23 protein-coding genes are annotated in these 19,939 nt (G+C 62.5%); 12 read left to right on the forward strand and 11 right to left on the reverse strand.

Annotated features, from left to right (window positions below; all coding sequences use genetic code 11):
* The first annotated feature begins 88 nt into the window (after positions 1-88).
* Positions 89-1,318: a penicillin-binding protein activator gene (locus P0Y65_18505; protein WEK04149.1), complete on the forward strand. Its 1,230-nt coding sequence runs from the start codon at positions 89-91 to the stop codon at positions 1,316-1,318.
* Here the strand turns inward: P0Y65_18505 and hemW are convergent.
* Genes hemW through rph form a run of 4 tightly spaced genes read right to left on the reverse strand, consistent with a single transcriptional unit; the run spans position 1,315 to position 3,953 of the window.
* Positions 1,315-2,451: a radical SAM family heme chaperone HemW gene (gene hemW / locus P0Y65_18510; GenBank protein WEK06839.1), complete on the reverse strand. Its 1,137-nt coding sequence runs from the start codon at positions 2,449-2,451 to the stop codon at positions 1,315-1,317. The two genes, P0Y65_18505 and hemW, sit on opposite strands and share 4 nt — an antisense overlap.
* A 10-nt stretch (positions 2,452-2,461) precedes the next feature.
* Positions 2,462-3,106: a non-canonical purine NTP pyrophosphatase gene (locus tag P0Y65_18515; protein ID WEK04150.1), complete on the reverse strand. Its 645-nt coding sequence runs from the start codon at positions 3,104-3,106 to the stop codon at positions 2,462-2,464.
* Positions 3,103-3,243: a hypothetical protein gene (locus tag P0Y65_18520; GenBank protein WEK04151.1), complete on the reverse strand. Its 141-nt coding sequence runs from the start codon at positions 3,241-3,243 to the stop codon at positions 3,103-3,105. The genes P0Y65_18515 and P0Y65_18520 overlap by 4 nt, the downstream gene beginning before the upstream one ends.
* A complete protein-coding gene (gene rph, locus P0Y65_18525) occupies positions 3,240-3,953 on the reverse strand; it encodes a ribonuclease PH (GenBank protein WEK04152.1) in 714 nt (237 codons plus the stop codon). The genes P0Y65_18520 and rph overlap by 4 nt, the downstream gene beginning before the upstream one ends.
* A gap of 140 nt (positions 3,954-4,093) precedes the next feature.
* Here rph and hrcA point away from each other — a divergent pair, with 140 nt between their 5' ends.
* Complete coding sequence (hrcA, locus tag P0Y65_18530) at positions 4,094-5,167, forward strand: heat-inducible transcriptional repressor HrcA (GenBank protein ID WEK04153.1); 1,074 nt, start codon at positions 4,094-4,096, stop codon at positions 5,165-5,167.
* Positions 5,168-5,263: 96 nt separating this feature from the next.
* Positions 5,264-5,812: a nucleotide exchange factor GrpE gene (gene grpE / locus P0Y65_18535; GenBank protein ID WEK06840.1), complete on the forward strand. Its 549-nt coding sequence runs from the start codon at positions 5,264-5,266 to the stop codon at positions 5,810-5,812.
* Positions 5,813-5,945: 133 nt separating this feature from the next.
* On the opposite strand, the gene pncA is transcribed toward grpE, so the two are convergent.
* Both pncA and pabB read right to left on the reverse strand, forming a co-directional pair.
* Positions 5,946-6,581 carry a bifunctional nicotinamidase/pyrazinamidase gene (gene pncA / locus P0Y65_18540; GenBank protein WEK04154.1) on the reverse strand — a complete coding sequence of 212 codons (636 nt, stop codon included), beginning with the start codon at positions 6,579-6,581 and terminating at the stop codon, positions 5,946-5,948.
* Positions 6,582-6,593: 12 nt separating this feature from the next.
* A complete protein-coding gene (gene pabB, locus P0Y65_18545; protein WEK04155.1) occupies positions 6,594-8,360 on the reverse strand; it encodes an aminodeoxychorismate synthase component I in 1,767 nt (588 codons plus the stop codon).
* 227 nt (positions 8,361-8,587) lie between these two features.
* Between pabB and dnaK the strand changes: the two genes are divergently transcribed.
* From dnaK to dnaJ, 3 genes are all read left to right on the forward strand, one after another.
* Positions 8,588-10,501: a molecular chaperone DnaK gene (dnaK, locus tag P0Y65_18550; GenBank protein WEK04156.1), complete on the forward strand. Its 1,914-nt coding sequence runs from the start codon at positions 8,588-8,590 to the stop codon at positions 10,499-10,501.
* 158 nt (positions 10,502-10,659) lie between these two features.
* The gene (locus P0Y65_18555; GenBank protein ID WEK04157.1) at positions 10,660-11,724 is read left to right on the forward strand and encodes an alpha/beta hydrolase; all 1,065 of its coding nucleotides are present in this window, start codon (positions 10,660-10,662) and stop codon (positions 11,722-11,724) included.
* Between the two features lie 225 nt (positions 11,725-11,949).
* Positions 11,950-13,086 carry a molecular chaperone DnaJ gene (dnaJ, locus tag P0Y65_18560; GenBank protein ID WEK04158.1) on the forward strand — a complete coding sequence of 379 codons (1,137 nt, stop codon included), beginning with the start codon at positions 11,950-11,952 and terminating at the stop codon, positions 13,084-13,086.
* Positions 13,087-13,121: 35 nt separating this feature from the next.
* Here dnaJ and P0Y65_18565 read toward each other — a convergent pair whose 3' ends face one another.
* Positions 13,122-13,331 carry a hypothetical protein gene (locus P0Y65_18565; GenBank protein ID WEK04159.1) on the reverse strand — a complete coding sequence of 70 codons (210 nt, stop codon included), beginning with the start codon at positions 13,329-13,331 and terminating at the stop codon, positions 13,122-13,124.
* 9 nt (positions 13,332-13,340) lie between these two features.
* Entirely contained in the window at positions 13,341-13,748 is a 408-nt protein-coding gene (locus tag P0Y65_18570; GenBank protein ID WEK04160.1) for a lactoylglutathione lyase, read from the reverse strand.
* A gap of 117 nt (positions 13,749-13,865) precedes the next feature.
* On the opposite strand from P0Y65_18570, the gene P0Y65_18575 reads away from it, so the two are divergent.
* Genes P0Y65_18575 through P0Y65_18590 form a run of 4 tightly spaced genes read left to right on the forward strand, consistent with a single transcriptional unit; the run spans position 13,866 to position 16,549 of the window.
* The gene (locus P0Y65_18575; protein ID WEK04161.1) at positions 13,866-14,411 is read left to right on the forward strand and encodes an NAD(P)H-dependent oxidoreductase; all 546 of its coding nucleotides are present in this window, start codon (positions 13,866-13,868) and stop codon (positions 14,409-14,411) included.
* 6 nt (positions 14,412-14,417) lie between these two features.
* Entirely contained in the window at positions 14,418-15,050 is a 633-nt protein-coding gene (locus P0Y65_18580; GenBank protein ID WEK04162.1) for a histidine phosphatase family protein, read from the forward strand.
* A 33-nt stretch (positions 15,051-15,083) separates the two neighbouring features.
* Positions 15,084-15,782, forward strand: coding sequence for an orotidine-5'-phosphate decarboxylase (pyrF, locus tag P0Y65_18585; GenBank protein ID WEK04163.1), 699 nt, complete (start codon positions 15,084-15,086; stop codon positions 15,780-15,782).
* The gene (locus P0Y65_18590) at positions 15,779-16,549 is read left to right on the forward strand and encodes a TIM barrel protein (GenBank protein WEK04164.1); all 771 of its coding nucleotides are present in this window, start codon (positions 15,779-15,781) and stop codon (positions 16,547-16,549) included. The genes pyrF and P0Y65_18590 overlap by 4 nt, the downstream gene beginning before the upstream one ends.
* Here P0Y65_18590 and P0Y65_18595 read toward each other — a convergent pair.
* Together P0Y65_18595 and P0Y65_18600 are read right to left on the reverse strand one after the other, a co-directional pair.
* Positions 16,546-17,550, reverse strand: coding sequence for an adenosine kinase (locus tag P0Y65_18595; protein WEK04165.1), 1,005 nt, complete (start codon positions 17,548-17,550; stop codon positions 16,546-16,548). The genes P0Y65_18590 and P0Y65_18595 overlap by 4 nt on opposite strands.
* A gap of 70 nt (positions 17,551-17,620) precedes the next feature.
* The gene (locus P0Y65_18600; GenBank protein WEK04166.1) at positions 17,621-18,184 is read right to left on the reverse strand and encodes a TetR/AcrR family transcriptional regulator; all 564 of its coding nucleotides are present in this window, start codon (positions 18,182-18,184) and stop codon (positions 17,621-17,623) included.
* A gap of 60 nt (positions 18,185-18,244) precedes the next feature.
* On the opposite strand from P0Y65_18600, the gene P0Y65_18605 reads away from it, so the two are divergent.
* Positions 18,245-18,697: a DUF2214 family protein gene (locus tag P0Y65_18605; GenBank protein WEK04167.1), complete on the forward strand. Its 453-nt coding sequence runs from the start codon at positions 18,245-18,247 to the stop codon at positions 18,695-18,697.
* Here P0Y65_18605 and nth read toward each other — a convergent pair.
* Positions 18,694-19,386 (reverse strand): endonuclease III, encoded by a 693-nt coding sequence (nth, locus tag P0Y65_18610; protein ID WEK04168.1) that lies wholly within the window; start codon positions 19,384-19,386, stop codon positions 18,694-18,696. The genes P0Y65_18605 and nth overlap by 4 nt on opposite strands.
* A gap of 48 nt (positions 19,387-19,434) precedes the next feature.
* On the opposite strand from nth, the gene P0Y65_18615 reads away from it, so the two are divergent.
* Complete coding sequence (locus P0Y65_18615) at positions 19,435-19,917, forward strand: DUF2244 domain-containing protein (protein WEK04169.1); 483 nt, start codon at positions 19,435-19,437, stop codon at positions 19,915-19,917.
* Positions 19,918-19,939 lie beyond the last annotated feature (22 nt).

Consider the following 19,939-nt stretch of genomic DNA (forward strand, 5'->3'; position numbering starts at 1 on the left):
TCCGGTCGGTTGAGGTTTGGTTAAGCAATGGCGTTCAAAATGTTAACAGTCTGCTATCCATTCGAGGCGAAGCGTTATGACGCATCGAATGCCAAGTCATCGCATATTCAAGGCCCTGAGCGCCATGGCGCTGCTTGGGCTTGCCGCCTGTTCGCCACTGCAACTCGGCTCGCGCACGCTCGACTTTTCCAATTTCGGCGGCAATCGCTTCGACAATGGCCCGACCAATTCCGGCGGCATGACTGCTCCGACGATGCCGACCAGCGCCGACCAGCGCTTCGGTCGCGGACCGGTACAGGTGGCGCTGCTCTTGCCGTTGTCAGGTGACCAGGCTACGGCCAGCGTTGGACAATCCCTCGCCAACGCCAGTCGCCTGGCCATCCAGTTCGTCGAGGCCAATCCCAATATCGCCGAGAATATCACCATCACCCTGCGGGACACCGGCACCAGCGTGCAGGGCGCGACGGCGGCGGCTAGCTCGGCAGTGAGCGAAGGCGCCAAGTTGATTCTTGGTCCGCTGCGGGCCGATCAGGTGACGGCGGCCGGTTCGGTCGCACGCAGCGCTGGCGTGCCGCTGGTCGGCTTTTCCAACAATCCGGTGGCGGCGGGGCCGGGGGTTTACCTGTTGAGCGTGTTGCCGGAAATGGAGATGAAGCGCAGCTTCGGCTGGCTCAAGGCACAGGGTCGGCGCGGTATTGCCGGGATTTTCCCGGCGACGGAATTCGGCCAAGCGCAGGAAACTGCCTTTCGCCAGCAGGCCATCGCTGCGGGCTTTTCGCCCAATGCGGTCTATACTTTCTCTGCACCCAACGAGGCGCAGCAGATCATTACCCAGGCCATGCCGCAGATCCAGCGCGGCATGATCGATACGCTCTTCCTGCCCGATCGCGCCACCGCACCGGGTTTTGGCGCCGTGCTGACGCAGGCCGGGGTGACCAATGAAATGGTGCAGGTGATGGGTTCGGCCGACTGGGAGGGCGATCCCGCCATTGCCAATGCACCGGGCCTTGCCGGAGCGGTCTATCCCGCGGTCGACCCGGCCGGCATGATGGCGATCAGTGCCGACTATCAACGCCAGTTCGGCGGCCAGCCGCATGCCCTGGCGACCATTGCCTATACGGCGACAATCCTCGCCAATGTGAACACGCTGTCGATGGCAAACCCGCCCTATAATCCCATGCTGATGACATCGACCCAGGGCTTTAACGGCCGCGATGGCGCCTTCCGCTTCCAGGGCAATGGCAAGGCCGACTATGCGCTGGTGCTCAAGAAGATAGCGCCGGGCGGCAGCCAGATGATCGAAGGCGCCAAGCTTTAGGCGGCGAGATCCGCGACCACGGCGTCGAGCACCGGAAAACCCTTGTCGGTGACGCGGATATTGCCGTTGGGCAGAGTTTCGACGAAGCCATAGCCCTTGAGCGCATCGATCTGGGTGCGGGAGATCTGGCGACCCGAAATGGCGGTAAAGCGTGCCGGGGAGATGCCCTCCTTGAGCCGAAGGCCCATGACGAGGAATTCGTCGCCCTGCTCTTCCCAAGTCAGCACATCGTCGACGACAAGGCCGTGGCCCTTGGAGACGACCTGCTTCTGCCAGTCGAAGGGCATTTTCTCCGCGGCCGTGGCATGGCGCTGGTTGTTGATCATCAACCGGCCATGGGCGCCCGGACCAATGCCGGCATATTCGCCGTAGCGCCAGTAAAGCATGTTGTGCGTGCTTTCCTGGCCGGGGCGGGCATGATTGGAAATCTCGTAGGCGGGCAGGCCCGCTTCTTTGGTCAGCTCGTGCGTCAGCTCGTAGAAGTCGGCGGCCAGGTCTTCGTTGGGCATTTTCAGCTTGCCGGCCTGATGCAGGTCGAAATAGCGCGTGCCCTGCTCGATGGTCAGCATATAGAGGCTGATATGACCCTGGGCGAGCCAGAGGCCTTCCTTGAGCTCGTCTTCCCAATCCTCGAGCGTCTGCTTGGGACGGCCGTAGATCAGGTCAAAGCTCGAGCGATCGAAGACGCTTTGCGCAATGCGGACGGCGGCGATGGCTTCGTCGACGGAATGGCGACGGCCGAGTTCGGCCAGCGGGCCCTCACGTAGCGACTGGACGCCGAGGGAGACCCGGTTCACGCCGGCCGAGCGATAGCCGCGGAAGCGATCGACCTCGACGCTGGTCGGATTGGCCTCCAGCGTGATCTCGGCCTTGGAATCGATGTCCCAATGCTTGGCGATCGCATCGATGATGCGGCCGGTGGACTGCGGATTCATCAGCGAAGGCGTGCCGCCGCCGAAAAAGATCGACTGCACCTTGCGGCCGGGCGTCATTGCCGCGGTCGTGGCGATCTCGCGCTCATAGGCGGCGACATAGTCGATCTCATCAAAGGGGCCGCGGTGAACATGCGAATTGAAATCGCAATAGGGGCACTTGGACGCGCAGAACGGCCAGTGCACGTAAACCCCGAACATGTCGTTGGGGTTATGGCTCAATCTGCTGCTCCACGAACTTGGCAAAGGAGCGCGCGCGGTGGCTAAGGCCGGTTTGGCCGGGCGCCCAGGAGTGCTTCATTTCGGCCGTCATCTGGCCGAAGGTGATGTCGTAGCCATCGGGCATGAAGACGGGATCATAGCCATGGCCGCGCTCGCCGCGGGGCGGCCAGACCAGGGTGCCAAAGCACTGGCCGTGATAGATGACGTCGCGGCCATCGGGATGGGCGAGGCAGAGCGTAGCGTTGAACGAACCCTTGCGCTGGCCCGGCGAGGTGGCGTTGGCCGCCTGCAGCGCATCTTCGACGCGCTTCATGGCGTGGTTGAAATCGCGCGGTACGCCGGCCCAGTCGGCGGTATAGACGCCGGGATCGCCGTTGAGCGCATCGACGCAGAGGCCGGAGTCATCGGAAAGCGCCAGCATGCCCGAGGCCTTGGCCGCTGCATGGGCCTTGATGCGCGCGTTTTCGGCAAAGGTCGTGCCGGTTTCTTCCGGCTCGGGCAGGCCGAGTTCGCCGGCCGAGGTCAGTTCCAGCCCGAAGGGTTCGAACAGTTCCTGGAATTCCTTGAGCTTGCCGGCATTATGCGTTGCGAGAACCAGGCGATCGCCTTCCTGAAGGCGCGGGATCAAAGTCATTTGCTGGCCCTCGGCTTGGCATCGAGCGCGCGCGACACGTCGTGCCAGAGCGCGCAATGCTCGGGCGAAATGGGGCGCTGGGCAACGGCTGGCTTTTCAGTGGTTCCAGCGACCTTCTTGAGCAACCAGCCGATCATGCGAGTGCCGCCTGCTGGATCGTGGTCAATTCGCCAATGCCCTGTTCAGCCAGCACCATGAGCTGATCAAGCTCTTCGCGAGAGAAGGGGGCGCCTTCGGCGGTGCCCTGGATTTCGACGAATTTTCCGGTGCCGGTCATGACGAAATTGGCGTCGGTATGGGCCTCGACGTCTTCGAGATAGTCGAGATCAAGTAGGGGCGTACCGCGATAGATGCCACAAGACACGGCCGCGACCGAATCGCGCAAAGCCTTGCCCTTGGTCAGTTTGCGCTCGTCCATCCACTTGATGGCATCGGCCAGCGCCACATAGGCGCCGGTGATCGAGGCGGTGCGGGTGCCGCCATCGGCTTCGAGCACGTCGCAGTCGAGCGTCACCTGGTTTTCGCCCAGCAGCGGCAGGTCGACAATGGCGCGGAGCGAGCGGCCGATCAGGCGCTGGATTTCCTGGGTACGGCCGGTCTGCTTGCCGGCGGTGGCTTCACGGCGGGTGCGCGAGCCGGTAGCGCGGGGCAGCATGCCATATTCGGCGGTGACCCAGCCCTGGCCCTTGCCGCGCAGCCAGCCGGGGAGACTGGTTTCAACCGTGGCGGTGACCAGAACCTTGGTATTGCCGAACGAGACGAGGCACGAACCCTCCGCCTTCATGGCGACATTGCGCTCGATCTTTACGTCGCGCATCTGGTTGGGCTCACGTCCGGAAGGTCGCATCAGAAATCCGCTCGAAAATTACCGTTAACCGCCTCTTAACGCTCATTGGCCGGGCTCACAAGACGCGCCGGCTTGGCGCGCGGCAGCAATGCGCTTAAATGAGGGCCTAGGGTTAAAGCGGAAGATTTTATCCAAAACTCATGGTCAGACCCCCCGAAGACTTTTTGAGCGTGCTGAACGCCCGCAGCCAGGACATCTTTCGCAAGATCGTCGAACGCTATCTCGATACCGGCGCGCCGGTGGGTTCGCGCGACCTATCCCGCATGCTGCAGGTGGGCCTGTCGCCGGCTTCGGTGCGCAATGTCATGGCCGATCTTGAAGATCTCGGGCTGATCGCGGCGCCCCATACCTCGGCCGGGCGCGCGCCGACGCAGGAGGGCCTGCGGTTCTTCGTCGATGCCATGCTGGAGGTCGGCGCGGTCAACGAGGTCGAACGCAGCCAGATCGCCAAGAGCATCGAGGGGCAGCACCGGGGGCAGGTGGAGGATGTGCTCACCGAAGCCAGCCAGTTGCTCTCCGGGCTCAGTCAGGGCGCCGGCGTGGTGATCGCCACCAAGGCCGATATCGTCCTGAAACACATAGAATTTGTGCGACTGGACCAGACGCGCGCCATGGCGATCCTCGTCGGCCAAGACGGGCAGGTGGAAAATCGCATCATGGATGTGGCGCCCGGGATGACCGCTGCAGCCTTGACCCAGGCCGGCAACTACCTCGCCCGCCACGTGGTGGGCCGCACGATTGCCGAGGCGCGCAAGACGCTGGGCGAGCAGAGGGCCGAGCAGAGGGCCGAGCTCGACGAGTTGACGCAGAAGCTGGTTGATGCCGGGATCGCGACGCTGACCCAGGCGTCGCCAGCCAGCCAGCCGACCGTCATCGTGCGTGGCCGGGCAAACCTGATCAACGACGCCATGGCCAGCGATGAACTCAGCCGCATGCGGCAATTGTTCGACGAGCTGGAAAGCAAGGACGGGCTGCTGGATCTTCTGGGCGATGCCGAGAAGGCGCAGGGCGTGCGCATTTTCATCGGCTCGGAAAACAAGCTGTTTTCGCTTTCTGGCTCCTCGGTCATCCTCTCGCCCTACAAGGATGCCAATGACAAGGTGGTCGGCGTGCTGGGCGTCATCGGGCCGACGCGGCTCAACTATGCGCGCATCGTGCCGGTGGTAGACTATACGGCCAATGTCATCAGCGCGATGATGGCGCGAAAGCGGTAGACTTGAAAAACCTGCCCGTTTGGCCGATATCGCAGTCAAAATTCAAACTTGCGGAACCACACAATGATGAGCGACGAAAACGCCGCCTCGGGCGAGATGCCTGAAGTCGAGATCCCGGCAGAAGTTGAAGTCGATCCGACCGAGGCGCTGCGCGCCGAAAACACTGAGCTCAAGGACCGCGTGCTGCGCACGCATGCCGAGATGGAAAACTTGCGCAAGCGTACCGAGCGCGATGTCGCCGATACGCGCAGCTATGCCATTGCCGGCTTTGCCCGCGACATGCTGAGCGCCACCGATGCGCTGAGCCGTGCCCTGATGGTGCTGCCGGCGGAAGCCCGCGAATCGGGCGACGCGACGACCAAGTCGCTGATCGAGGGCATCGAGATGGCCGAGCGCGAAATGCAGCGCCTCCTCGCCAAGCATGGCGTCAAGCCGATCGAGGCCGAGGGCCAGAAGTTCGACCCGCACAAGCATCAGGCGATGTTTGAAGTGCCCGATCCGAGCAAGCCGGAAGGCACGGTCGTGCAGGTGGTGCAGGCCGGTTTTGCCATTGGCGAGCGCGTGCTGCGCCCTGCCATGGTCGGCGTCGCCAAGGGCGGCCCGAGCCATGCGCCAAGCGACGAAGCGGTCGACAAGAGCGCCTGATTTTTTGGCTCTGCCATTCGGGCTTAGCCCTCATGGCCTTCTCAGCTAAAATCTGTCCACCGGACAGATTTTGCGGCAAGCCGCCGCTTCGAAGTTTCACGTGAATCCCCGCCCACACGGCGGGGATTTTCTTTTAGCCGAGGATTTCCTTGGACTGGATCCGCTCCACGCCTGCCTCCGCCATATCAGCCCAGGCCTTGGCGAGACTGCCATTGCTGTCGATGGCGCGGGTGGCGTCTTCGATGACGGTGACATCGTAACCGGCGGCGGCGCCGTCGATTGCCGTCCAGCCGACGCAGAAGTCGGTGGCGAGGCCGACGATGTAGAGGCGGCCGACGTCGCGTTCGTTGAGATAGCCGGCAAGGCCGGTCAGGGTCTGGCGGTCAGCTTCCTGAAAGCCGGAATAGGAATCGATGCCGCGGTTATAACCCTTGCGAATGATCAGCTGGCCGTGGGGAATGTCGAGACCGGCTGAGAGTTCGGCGCCGTGGCTGTTCCAGATGCAATGGTCGGGCCAGAGCACCTGGGTGCCATAGTCGAGTTCAACCGTCTCGAAAGGCGCCTTGCCGGGATGCTGGCTGGCAAAGGAGATGTGATCGGCGGGGTGCCAATCCTGGGTGAAGGCCACATTGGTGAACTTTTTCGCCAATGTGTTGACCAGCGGCACGATCTCATCGCCGCCCGCGACGGCAAGGTTGCCTTCGGGCAGGAAGTCGTATTGCACATCGACGACGACCAATACGTCATCCGGCTTGATCTCGATCGTCATCGCTAATCCTAACTACTTGATCCATTCGGCGCGCATAAGGCCACGCACAGAATTACCCAGCCAGATTGCCTCGGCCTGTTCCAGATCGTCCAGCCGCAAAATCGTCGCCTCGGCCCTGCCGCTGGCGATCAGCTCGGCGCGCAGCGTGCCGGGCAGCAGGCCCGAGGACAGGTCCGGCGTCAGCAGCCTGCCATCGCGCTCGATGAAAAGGTTAGTGATCGACCCTTCGGTCAGCTCCCCGCGTTCGTTGAGAAACAAAACCTCGTCCACGCCCGTCGCCGCATGGGCGGCAAGGCGCGGCGCATCATAGAAGGCGCGATTGATGGTCTTGTGGCGGAGCCAGAGGCTCTGCGAATCGAGTTTTTCGGCCGCGATGGAGAAGCGGAAGACTTCTGGATTTGGCGGCAGCGGTACGGCGGTGAGGGCGGGACCATCGTCCTCGAGCGTCAGGCGGATGCGCATGGGCGAATCGGCAAAGTGTTGCGATTCGAGGAGGGCCAGTATCTCGGCTCGATCGAAGGGCAGGGCGAAATAGGCGGCGGAGGCAGCGAGGCGATCCAGATGCCGGTCGAGCAGGGCATAGCCCGCGTCGCGTTCCCAGAGCAGGGTTTCGATCAGCGTCACGGGTTCGGCAGGCTCGGTGAAAAATGCCATCTTGAGCAGAGCCTCACGATATTCGTCCTGGGCCACGCTATCGGCCACCACGCCACCGCCAATGCCGATCTCGCCATTGCCATGCATATCGACCACCGCGGTGCGGATGGCGACATTGAGGGTCACATCGCCATTGGGGGCGAAATGGCCGATCGAACCGGTATAGATGCCGCGCGGACCAGTTTCGACCTGATGGATGATTTCCATCGAGCGCAGTTTGGGCGCACCGGTGATCGAGCCGCAGGGAAAGAGGTTTTCCAGAAGTTCGGTCGTGGTGACGCCAGACCTGCGCCGAGCCGTGATGCCCGAGGTCATGGTGTGAAGCGTTGAATAAGTCTCCACCGTAAAGAGGTCCGTCACCTTCACCGAGCCGATCTCGGCTATCCGGCCGAGGTCATTGCGCAGGAGATCAACGATCATAAGGTTCTCGGCACGATTCTTTTCGTCGCCTGCCAGCTGGGCTTTTCTGGCCTCGTCCTCGGCCTGTGTTTGGCCCCGCTTCAGCGTGCCCTTCATCGGGCGGGCCGCAAGCCGGCCGTCGCGGCTAGAGACGAAGAGCTCCGGCGAGCGGGAAAGGATCCACTGCTCACCCGTATTGATCAGCGCGCCATAGGCCACGGCTTGCTTGCGCACGAGCTGGCGATAGAGCGCGACGGGGCCACCCTCCAGCCGAAAGCCGGCCTTGAAGGTCAAATTGACCTGATAGGTATCGCCCGCGGCGATCAGGCTCTTGACCGTATCGAAGACCCTTTCGTATTCGGGCTTGCTCCAGCGTGGCAGGATATCCACGGCCTGACCGGTTGCGCTGCCAGCCAGTTCGGCAAGGCGTCGATCGACCTCCTGAGCAGTCAATCGCTCCGGCGCGTCGTAGATACCGAACCAAAGCAGCAGCGCGCCTTTCGGCATCAAGTGTTCAAGGCGCTCCTCGAAGGCAAAGCCGGCCTCATAGGCCAGGTAGCCGGCGACGTGCAGGCCTTGCGCATTGGCGGCTTCGAGCGCATGCAATGCCGCTCGAATCTCCTGCGCATCATGGGCCACGAGCACCTCTCGTGGCGCGGTGAACCAGAGGTTCTCGCCATGCGGATCGAGACTATCGTGCAGCAGGACGGTGCCGGGGGTGAACATGGCGGTGGTTCTAGGGAGTTTCGCCGTCCCCGTCACCTGCCCAAAGGTCCTGCACGAGGTCGCAAAACTGTCGCCACGGCGCTTGAAGCCCCATGCGCACCCCCCTATATAGCCAGCAAGCCCAGCAATGGGCGCATTCCAGTTGCAAGGAACCCGGCCCGAGCGGCCACGGGGCTGCCTCGCGAGAGGGGCTCCACAATGGGTTTGCTGAAAGAGAGGCTTGTATAATGGCTAAAGTCATCGGTATCGACCTGGGCACCACCAATAGCTGCGTTGCAGTCATGGACGGTTCCAATCCCAAGGTCATCGAAAACGCCGAGGGTGCGCGTACCACCCCCTCGATGGTTGCATTTTCCAAGGATGGCGAGCGCCTCGTTGGCCAGCCGGCCAAGCGCCAGGCTGTCACCAATCCGGAAGGCACGCTGTTTGCCGTCAAGCGCCTGATCGGCCGCCGTTACGACGACAAGGTCGTGGCCAAGGACAAGAACCTTGTGCCCTTCAAGATCGTCTCGGCCGACAATGGCGACGCATGGGTTGAAGCCTCGGGCGAAAAGTATTCGCCCTCGCAGGTTTCCGCCATGATCCTGCAGAAGATGAAGGAAACCGCCGAGTCCTATCTCGGCGAGAATGTGACTCAGGCGGTCATCACCGTTCCGGCCTATTTCAACGATAGCCAGCGCCAGGCCACCAAGGACGCGGGCAAGATTGCCGGCCTTGAAGTGCTCCGCATCATCAACGAGCCGACGGCTGCTGCGCTGGCCTATGGCCTCGACAAGAAGAACACCGGCACGATCGCGGTCTATGACCTTGGCGGCGGCACGTTCGACGTCTCGATCCTCGAGATCGGCGATGGCGTCTTCGAAGTGAAGTCGACCAATGGCGACACGTTCCTGGGCGGTGAAGACTTCGACATGCGTCTGGTCGACTACTTGGCTGACGAGTTCAAGAAGGAGCAGGGCATTGACCTGCGCTCCGACAAGCTTGCGCTGCAGCGCCTCAAGGAAGCTGCCGAAAAGGCCAAGATCGAACTGTCGAGCTCGACCCAGACCGAAATCAACCTGCCCTTCATCACGGCAGACGCTTCGGGCCCGAAGCACCTGACTCTCAAGTTGAGCCGCTCCAAGCTTGAGTCGCTGGTTGACGACCTGATCCAGAAGACCATGGACCCCTGCAAGCAGGCCATGAAGGATGCCGGCGTTACCGCTGCCCAGATCGACGAAGTCGTGCTGGTCGGCGGCATGAGCCGCATGCCCAAGGTGCAGGAACTGGTCAAGCAGCTGTTCGGCAAGGAACCCCACAAGGGCGTGAACCCGGACGAAGTCGTGGCCCTTGGTGCTGCGATCCAGGCCGGCGTGCTGCAGGGCGACGTCAAGGACGTGCTGCTGCTCGACGTGACCCCGCTGTCGCTGGGCATCGAGACGCTGGGTGGCGTGTTCACCCGTCTGATCGATCGCAACACGACCATCCCGACCAAGAAGAGCCAGACCTTCTCGACCGCCGAGGACAACCAGAGCGCGGTGACGATCCGCGTGTTCCAGGGCGAGCGCGAAATGGCAGCCAATAACAAGCTGCTGGGCAATTTCGACCTGGCGGGTATTCCCTCCGCACCGCGCGGCGTGCCGCAGATCGAAGTGACCTTCGACATCGACGCCAACGGCATTGTGCAGGTTTCGGCCAAGGACAAGGGCACCGGCAAGGAGCAGCAGATCCGCATCCAGGCCTCGGGTGGCCTGTCGGACGCCGACATCGAAAAGATGGTCAAGGAAGCCGAACAGAACGCCGAGTCGGACAAGAAGCGCCGCGAGGCCGTCGAAGCCAAGAACCAGGCCGAGTCGCTGATCCACTCGACCGAAAAATCGCTCAGTGAATATGGCGACAAGGTTTCGGCCGAGATCAAGACCGAGATCGAGACCGCGATCACCGACCTCAAGGCCGTCGTCGATGGCGAAGATGGCGACGTGATCAAGGAAAAGACCGACGCGCTGGCCCAGGCCTCGATGAAGCTGGGCGAGGCCATGTACAAGGCATCGCAGGCTGAAGCCGAAGCCAAGGCCAATGGCACGCAGGATGAGGACGAAGACGATGTCGTTGACGCCGACTTCGAAGAGGTCAAGGACGACGACGACAAGAAATCGGCATAAGAGCTGGACGACTTCTTGCGAAAGGCCCGGTGACGACACCGGGCCTTTTTGATTCCGAGTGATCCACGTGAATCATTGCCCGAAATTAGGCTCAATCGCGCCCAAGTGGTGGCGGCTTTTGCGCGCCAGATGGGATCACGACAATGAGAGGCCTCATCATGAGCGATTCGCACGAGGGCTATTCGGCAGCACCGGCGCCATCCGGTTCCATCGGACGGCTGGCGGAGCTGTTTGGTGGCGATCCGATGAGCCGGCTCGATGCCGACATGAAGCATGTGCTGGACCGCCTGACCGAACTGGGTGCACGCTCGCTCGAGCATCTGACGCCCGAGATGGCGCGACGCCAGCCGCAGCCCAGCGAGGCCATTGCGGCGATCCTGGGCCAGCAGAGCCGCGAGCGGCCCGATGATGGCGTTGAGACCGAAGACATTTCCGTCACTGGTGCCGAAGGTGAATTGCCGGCGCGGATCTACCGGCCGGCGGGGCTGCTGAGCCGGCTCAATCCGGTGGTGCTTTATTTTCACGGCGGCGGTTTCGTCACCGGTGATCTCGACAGCCATGACGCTTCGGCCCGGGCGCTGGCGCGGCGCACCGGGGCGATCGTGGTTTCGGCCCATTATCGGCTGGCGCCTGAACATCGCCTGCCGGCGGCGCATGAGGATGCCTGGGCGATCTGGCAGTGGCTGATCGGCAAGGTCGAGGAGCTCAATGGCGATTCCAAGCGCCTTGCCGTAGCTGGCGAGGACGCTGGCGGCAATCTTGCGATGCATATTGCGCTCTCCGCACGGGATGCAGGCAATGCGCAACCGGTGCATCAGCTGCTGATCCATCCGATCGCCGGCAGCGACATGGCGACGGCTTCCTATGGCGAAATGCTGCGGGCGCGGCCGATCGGCCTGCCGGCCATGCGCTGGCGCTATCGCCATCTGGTGGAGAACCAGGATGATCTCAAGGATAGCCATATCGACCTGGCAACGCGGGAAGACCTGGCGGGTGTGGCACCGGCCACGCTGATCCTCGCCGGGCTCGATCCGTTGCGCTCGGAAGGCGCCGCGCTGGCCGAGGCGCTAGAAGCGGCCCATGTGCCGGTCAGCAGCTGGATCTATGAAGGCGTGACGCAGGGCTTTTTCGGTCTCGGCCTCGTGGTGACCAAGGCACTGTTTGCCCAATCGGACGCGGCAGACGCCCTCAGCAAGGCTTTCGCACCTGCTCGCAAGAGCTAGTTCTGGTGGTCGCGCGTTCGAAGCGGAAAACCGGTACCCACTTTTCCTGAACGCGCTCGGAAGAGCTGATCTGCGGCGGGGTCTGTTGCCCCTGAGCCTCACGCTTGATAAGACGCCAGTGAAGGATCGACCCCAGCCCTTGCAGGGCGCGGGGTCGATTGCCATCTACGGGCTAGCATTCTGGTGGGGCGCGTTCGTCGCGACCGGCCGCATTTGGAGACGGTTTTGTCCAAACGGGATTTCTACGAAGTGCTCGGCGTCGAAAAGGGCGCCGACGATGCGGCGCTCAAGAGCGCCTATCGCAAGCTCGCCATGCAGCACCATCCGGATCGCAATCCGGGCAATGGCGAGGCGGAAGCCAAGTTCAAAGAAATCAACGAGGCCTATGACACGCTCAAGGATGGCCAGAAGCGCGCCGCCTATGACCGCTTCGGCCATGCTGCCTTCGAGAATGGTGGGCGCCCCGGTGGCGGTGGCTTCGGCAATGACTTCAACTCGTCGATGTCCGATATTTTCGAGGACATTTTCGGCGACTTCATGGGCGGCGGTGGCCGTCGTGGCGGTGGTGGCAATGCGGCCAAGCTGCGCGGCGCCGACCTGCGTTACAATCTCGAGATCTCGCTCGAAGAGAGCTTTGAGGGCCGCACCGTCGAGATCGACGTGCCGACCCTCGTCGGCTGCACGACCTGCGATGGCTCGGGCGCCAAGCCGGGGACCGGCACCCATACCTGCCGCCAGTGCAATGGCCATGGCAAGGTGCGTGCGGCCCAGGGCTTTTTCACCATCGAACGGACCTGCCCGGTCTGCCAGGGCCGTGGCCAGATGATGGACCAGCCCTGCACCGACTGTGCGGGCCAGGGCCGTCGCCAGGAAAACCGCAAGCTCTCGGTTGATATTCCCAAGGGTATCGAAGACGGCACGCGCATTCGCCTGGCCAATGAGGGCGAAGCAGGCCTGCGCGGTGGACCGCCAGGCGATCTTTATATTTTCATCTCCATCCGCCCGCATGACCTGTTCCAGCGCGATGGCGCGGACCTTTACGCCCGCGTGCCGATCGCCATGACGACTGCAGCGCTGGGTGGCGAATTCGAAGTGCCGACGCTCGATGCGGCGCGGGCCAAGGTCAAGGTTTCGGCCGGCACGCAGCCGGGTCAGCGCGTTCGCCTCAAGGGCAAGGGCATGCCGGTGCTGCGATCCAAGGATATCGGCGACCTCTATGTGCAGCTCGATATCGAGACGCCGCAAAATCTCAGCCGCCGTCAGCGCGAGTTGCTGGAAGAGTTTGCCCAGCTCGAGACGGAAGAAAACAGCCCGACCTCGGGCGGGTTCTTCTCCAAGCTGAAAAAGATGTTTGATGCCTGATATGAAAATCCCCGCTGACGCGGGGATTTTTGTTTTCAGGGGAGCGACAGTTCGCTCCCGGTCAGCTCGCTGGAGAGGTCCGTCAGGGCCTGTCGTGCGGCCGCCTCGACATCGGCCAGAGCCGTGCCATAGGGCACTTCCAGTCCGAGGCGCTTGGCCGGATCGTCCGACCAGGCAAAGGAGACATAGCTCTTTCTGGCCTGCAGATCGTGGCTGAGATGGGTCACGACAAGCTTGGACGTCATCTGACTCTCCTATTCCGTCGGCATCTGGCTCATGTCCATCCAGACATATTCCCACGTATGCCCGTCGATGTCTGCCACGGCGCGGGAATACATGAAGCCATAATCCATGGCATCGCGGGTCTCGGTGCCGCCCGCCTTGATGCCGGCGTCGGCGATAGCGTCGACCGCCTCGCGGCTGTCACGCGACAGGGCATAGAGCGCACCGGTCTGGCTCCTGGCGTCCGGGATGGGCTTGGACGAGAATTGCGCGAATTTTTCATGCGTCAGCACCATCACATAGATGGTGTCGCTGATGATGATGCAGGCCGCCGTATCGTCGGTGAACTGCGGATTGTGGTCAAAGCCCTGCGCCTTGTAATAGGCCATGGAGGCCTTGAGGTCAGCGACCGGCACATTGACGAAGATCATGGTCGACATGGTTCTCTCTCCCGAAAGCAAGTTGTCCTGAGCTAAAGAAATTGATCGCAAAAGGTCAATCCTATTGCCTCAACGAGCGAGGTAAGCCACTTTCGACAGACTGCGCGTGGAGATTGCATGAAAACGGCCCTGACGCTTTCCGGCTCGATCCGCCAGGGGTCGTTCAACCAGCTGTTGCAGGCCCATGTCGGCCGCAAGCTTGAAGCTGCCGGCGTCAGCGTCAATGCGATCAGCCTTGCCGACTTTCCCATGCCGATCTTCAACGAGGATCTGGAAGCGGACAATGTCCCGCAGGCGGCGGCAGAACTCGCCGAGCTGTGGCGCAGCCATGACATCATCTTCATCGCCAGCCCGGAATATAACGGCGGCACGCCGCCCCTGTTGATCAACACGATCACCTGGCTCAGCCGGCAGAGGCCCGGCGTTTTTCGCCATGCCGTCTTTGGCATCGGCGGGGTGAGCTCGGGCAAATATGGCACGATCTTCTCCTTGAGCCATCTGCGCGATTCCCTCTCCAAGGTCGGTGCGCTGGTGGTGCCGACGCTGCTCGGCATCGGGCCGGCGGAAGAGGCGCTGGATGCGCAAGGCAATCCCACCGAGCCGGCGATCATTCGCAAGGTCGATGCGATCGTGCACGAACTCACCCATTTCAGCCGAGGATGACCGGATATGCGGGCACTTTATATCACTCACCCGCAAGTCCAGATGGATCCTCATATTCCCGTGCCACTCTGGGGGCTGTCAGCCGTCGGGCGAGCGCGGGCGGAGGCCTTTGCCCGCTCGGGCGTGGTACCGCGCGGGGCGATGGTGTTTTCGAGCCGCGAGCGCAAGGCGCTGGAACTGGCCGAGCTGATCGCGGCCCAGGCCGGCACGCCGGTCTTTGCCGATCACCTGATGGGCGAGAATGATCGCAGCTCCACCGGGTTTTTGCCGCCGGAATTGTTCGAGGCCCACGCCGACCGGTTCTTTGCCGAACCCGAGGTCAGTGCCGATGGCTGGGAAAAGGCTGCCGATGCGCAACGCCGCATCGTTTCGACCGTCACCACCGCCATGGCCAGCGTGCCGCGCGGCACGGCGGCGATCTTTTGCGGTCATGGCGCGGTGGGTACCCTGCTCAAGTGCCATGTGGCGGGGCGTGTGATCTCCCGCGCTGAAGACCAGACCCGCACCGGCGGCACCGGCGGCGGCAATTGTTTCACCTTTGACCTCGTGGCCCAGGAGCTGGGTTGCGAATGGACGCGATTGGAAGATTTCGCCTTCGACTGGTTCGGTGCGGTTGCGACTGCGGACGAAATGATCTAGTCCCGAGACAACATCGACATCGGAGGAAGACTCATGGCTGGCCAATTGATCGTGGGCCTCGACGTTTCGTCGCGCGCCCGCGCCGAGGAAATCGTGTCGCTGCTGGGTGACAGCGTCAATTTCTACAAGATCGGCTATCAATGCTTTTATGGCGCAGACGGCTTTGCCCTGGGCAAGGCGCTGATCGCTGCCGGCAAGCAGGTGTTCTTTGACCTCAAGCTCCTCGATATCGACAATACGGTCGAAAAGGGCGTCGCTGCCTTCGCCGAGACTGGCGCGAAAATGCTGACCGTCCATGCCTATCCCAAGACCATGCGTGCCGCTGCGAAGGCCAGCGCGGGCTCGGGTCTCTGCGTGCTGGGCGTCACCGTCCTCACCTCGATGGACGATGCCGATGTCAAGGAAGCGGGCTATGAGCGCGATGCGGCGGGCCTCGTGGCGCTGCGAGCACAGCAGGCACGCGATGCCGGCATTGGCGGTCTCGTCAGTTCTCCCCATGAGGCAGAAATGGTGCGCACGATCGTCGGGCCAAAGCTCGCCATCGTCACTCCCGGCATTCGCCCCACGGGCAGCGCTGCAGGCGACCAGAAGCGCATCATGGGCCCTGGCGAGGCACTGGCTGCCGGCGCGACGCATCTTGTGGTTGCCCGCCCGATCATCGAGGCACCCGACCCCGCCGCCGCCGCCAAGGCGATCCTGGCCGAAATGAACAGCGGGACACGCCTGGCATGAGCAAATTCTCCGCCTGTATCGACATGCTTTTCGTTCCGGAAACCGATGATCCCGCGGCGCGCATCCATCTGGCCAGGACGGCAGGCATGGATGCAGTTGAATTCTGGCTCTGGTCCAACAAGGATCTCGACGCCATCGAAAAGGCGCTGAACGAAACCGGGCTCAAGCTGGCCGGTATCGTTGCCGAGCCTTTTGCCGATCTGACGCGCGCCAGCGACCATGGCCGATTTCTCGCCGGGCTTGAAAAGAGCCGCGATGTCGCGCTGCGGCTCGGCGCCGAAGTGTTGATCTGTCAGTCCGGGCCGCTGCTGGCCGACGTTGACCGGCAGAAACAGCACGACGACTTGCGAAGCGCCATGTTGCGTTCAGCCGATGTGCTCAAAGGGTCGGGGGTGCGGCTCGGGCTCGAACCGCTCAATGATCGCGTCGACCATCCCGGCTATTATCTCACGAGCACGATCGAAGCGCTGGAGATCGTCGATCAGGTCGATCGCCCCGAAATTGGCATCACCTTCGATCTCTACCATGCCATGGTCATGGGCGAGGACCCGATCTCGGAAATCGAGAAGCATGTCCACCGCGTCGCGCATGTGCATATCGCCGATCATCCTGGCCGCAACCAGCCGGGCAGCGGCAGGCTCAATCTGAAGCCAGCGATAAAATGGCTTGAGGCCAATGGCTATGACGGCTTCATCGGCCTCGAGTTTCGTCCGACAGGCGGCACCATGGATGCGCTTGAGATGATGCGAAAGAGCCTGGGACTTTAGCCCGCAAGGCCATGCTGGCGGCTGAGATCCTGCAGATCCAGCTGCGGGCGGGCGCCGATGTGGGAAATCACCTCGCTTGCCGCCAGACACCCGGTCTTGAGAGAGGCTTCCAGCGTCTGGCCGCGGGCCATGCCAAGCAGGAAGCCGGCGGCGAAGAGGTCGCCGGCGCCAGTGGCATCGACGACCTTGTCGATGGGAAAGGCGGGGACGGAGGTCACCTCGCCATTGTAAATGACCATGGCGCCATCGGCGCCCATGGTGATGGCGGCCAGTTCGGTGTCCTTGGCCACTTGGCGCACGGCTTCGCCGAGGTCTTCGGTCTCGTAGAGCGATTTCAGCTCATGCACATTGGCAAAGACGTAATCGATGGTCTTTGAGCGCATCAGGTCGAGGAATTCGGCGCGGTAGCGGTCGACGCAGAAGGGGTCGCTGAGGGTGAAGGCGGCGGCGCGCTCGTTCTTGTGGGCGTAGTGGGCAGCCAGGACGAAGGCCTTCTTGGCTTCCACGGGATCCCAGAGGAAGCCTTCCATATAGGTGATGGCGGCAGAGCCGATCTCGTCGGGCTTGATGTCCTGCTCGGTCAATTGTTGGCAGGCGCCCAGATAGGTGTTCATGGTGCGCTCGCCGTCGTCCGAGACATAGATCATGCAGCGGGCGGTGAGGGCGCCGTTCTTGAGGCGGGACGTGGTGTAATGCACGCCGATGTCGTTGAAATCGGCCTCGAAGACATCGCCCAGCGGATCATCGGCAACCTTGCCAACAAAAGCGGCGCGACCGCCGAGCGAAGCAACGCCCGCGGCGGTATTGGCGGCGCTGCCACCGGAAATCTGCTGCCGCTCCAACGGCATGCGGCCATAGAGATATTCGGCCCGATCGGTATCGATCAGATGCATGATGCCCTTATTCATGCCTTCCGCCTGTATGAAGCCCTCGGGAGCCGGTGCGATGATATCGACAATCGCATTGCCAATGGTGAGGACGTCGAAGCGGGTCTGGGTCATGAAGGGGTTCCAGCACGGAAGAGGGCGGAAGCCGGTTTAGAGGAAGCAGACGCGATGGGCAAGTTTGGGGTCAGTGCGCCCTAAGGATCGTGGCGATCAGCGAATCCACATCCTCGCCCTCGCGCATGGCGATCTGGCCTTCGAGCAGCAGGGTTGCCAGCCCGTGGACGCGTGACCAGGCCGATAGGGCCGCAATTCGCCCGTCGGTGGTGTCGCCACCACTGACCTGGCGGAGCGTGGCAAAGGCCGCATCGGCGGCCATGCGCAGGCCGGGCCGGTTGTTGCGGCGCAGTTGCGCGGAGAACATCAGGCGAAAGAGGGCGGCATTGTCGAGGGCAAAGCGGACATAGGTACGACCCATGGCCGAAAGCAGGTCAGGCGGATTGTGCGTCGCCACCTCCTCCAAGGCACGGGTGAAGCGCTGGAATCCGGTGACGGCCAAGGCTTCGAGCAGCGCCGCGCGCGAATCGAAATGGCGATAGGGGGCGGCAGGAGATACGCCGACCGCACGGGCCAGATCGCGCAGACCCAGACCCGCCTCCCCCTCTGCCTCGATGATGACCAGAGCGGCCTCAAGCAGGGCATGGCGCAGATTGCCGTGGTGATAGGGGGCGTTTGTGGCAGATGTTGACATTGATTACTTTACGCTCGATATATGTAAGCATCGATAACATGGCATGTTGAGGATGCGCAAATGGATATCGACCTTATCCTGGCCTCTGCCCATCATCTGGCGGTTTTTGCCTTGGTGGCGCTGTTTGCCGCCGAGTTTGCATTGTTCCGCCCGGGACTGTCCGGCCAGCGCATCGGACAGCTGGCCAAGATTGATGCCGCCTATGGCGGCGTGGCGGGCCTCGTCATCATCGTCGGCATTGTGCGCGTCATTTTCGGCGCGGTGGGCTGGGAGTATTATGTTTCCAACCACGCCTTCTGGGGCAAGATGGCGGCGTTTGTCGTCATGGGCCTGCTCACCATCCAGCCGACGATCGCCATCCGCAAATGGCTCAGGGCATCGGCAGGGCAGGAGAATTATGCAGTGCCAGCGGCGGAAATCGCCATCAGCCGACGCTTCGTGCATCTGCAGGCCTTCTGCCTGTTGCTGATACCCGTGTTCGCCGCGGCCATGGCGCGGGGCTATGGCAGCTAGGCTGCGTGTTTTGGCAGCGGCTTGTTGGGGAAGGGCGTCTTCGGCTCGAAGCGGCACCATTTTGCAATCTCGCAGCGCCAGCACTCCGGCTTGCGGGCCTTGCAGACATAACGGCCGTGCAGGATCAGCCAGTGGTGGGCGTGCAGCATATATTGCTCGGGGATGACCTTGAGGAGGGTCAGTTCCACCGCCAAGGGCGTCTTGCCGGGCGCCAGGCCCGTGCGATTGCTGACGCGGAACAGGTGGGTATCCACCGCGATGGCCGGCTGCTTGAAGAAGATGTTGAGCACGACATTGGCGGTCTTGCGGCCCACGCCGGGCAAGGCTTCCAGACTCTCGCGATCATCGGGGACTTCGCCATGATGCTTGTCGATCAGGATCTGGCTCAGCGCAAAGACATTCCTGGCCTTGCCGCGATAGAGGCCGATGGTGCGCACCAGTTCGGTGATGCGCTCGACGCCCAGTGCCACCATCTCCTGAGGCGTGGTCGCCAAGGCGAAGAGATGTTTGGTCGCCTTGTTGACGCCGACGTCGGTGGCCTGGGCGGACAGAACCACCGCCACCAGGAGCGTGAAGGCGTTGGAATAGTCCAGTTCGCCTTTGGGTTCGGGCTCTATTTCATGGAAGCGGTGGAAGATGGCTTCGACATGGGCCTTGGGCAAGGTCTTCACTTTTTTGGCTGGGGCCATTCTCTCACCCGTGATTCTGAGCCTATAGTCTCTATCAGAGAGATCGCCATGCCGATGCAAGCCACAAGAACAGTGCCGCTGTTTTCCGCAGCGCTCCGACCGGACCGGTCGCCCAAGATCATGGGCGGCTGGGTGTCGCTTGGCGTCGCCACCGTGCTGGCTACGCCGCTGGCCGTGATCGTTCCCGAAGCCCTGATCCCGATTGCCGTGGCCTTTGTCGGCGGCGTCACCGCCATGAGCTGGCTGACCTGGCACCAGTCGCGCCAGCGCAAGGTGACGCAGCAGCTCACGCTCTGGACCGACCAGCTCGAGATTGTCACCCGTAGCGGCAAGGGCGAACGGCTGCTCAAGCGATTCGATCCGCGCACGGTGCGCCTGGTGCTGCATCGCGACGATTACGAAAAGGTCGTTGCCATGACCCTGCGCCATGGCGAGGAGGCTTTCGAAATCGGCACCTTCCTCAGCGCCGAGGACAAGTCCAGTTTTGCCAAGGCCTTTGGCACGGCCCTGCGCCGGGCGCGCCACAGCTAGGCTTGCCGGTCAAAACCGGGTC

The organism is Candidatus Devosia phytovorans, from assembly GCA_029202405.1.
Lineage (GTDB): Bacteria > Pseudomonadota > Alphaproteobacteria > Rhizobiales > Devosiaceae > Devosia > Devosia phytovorans.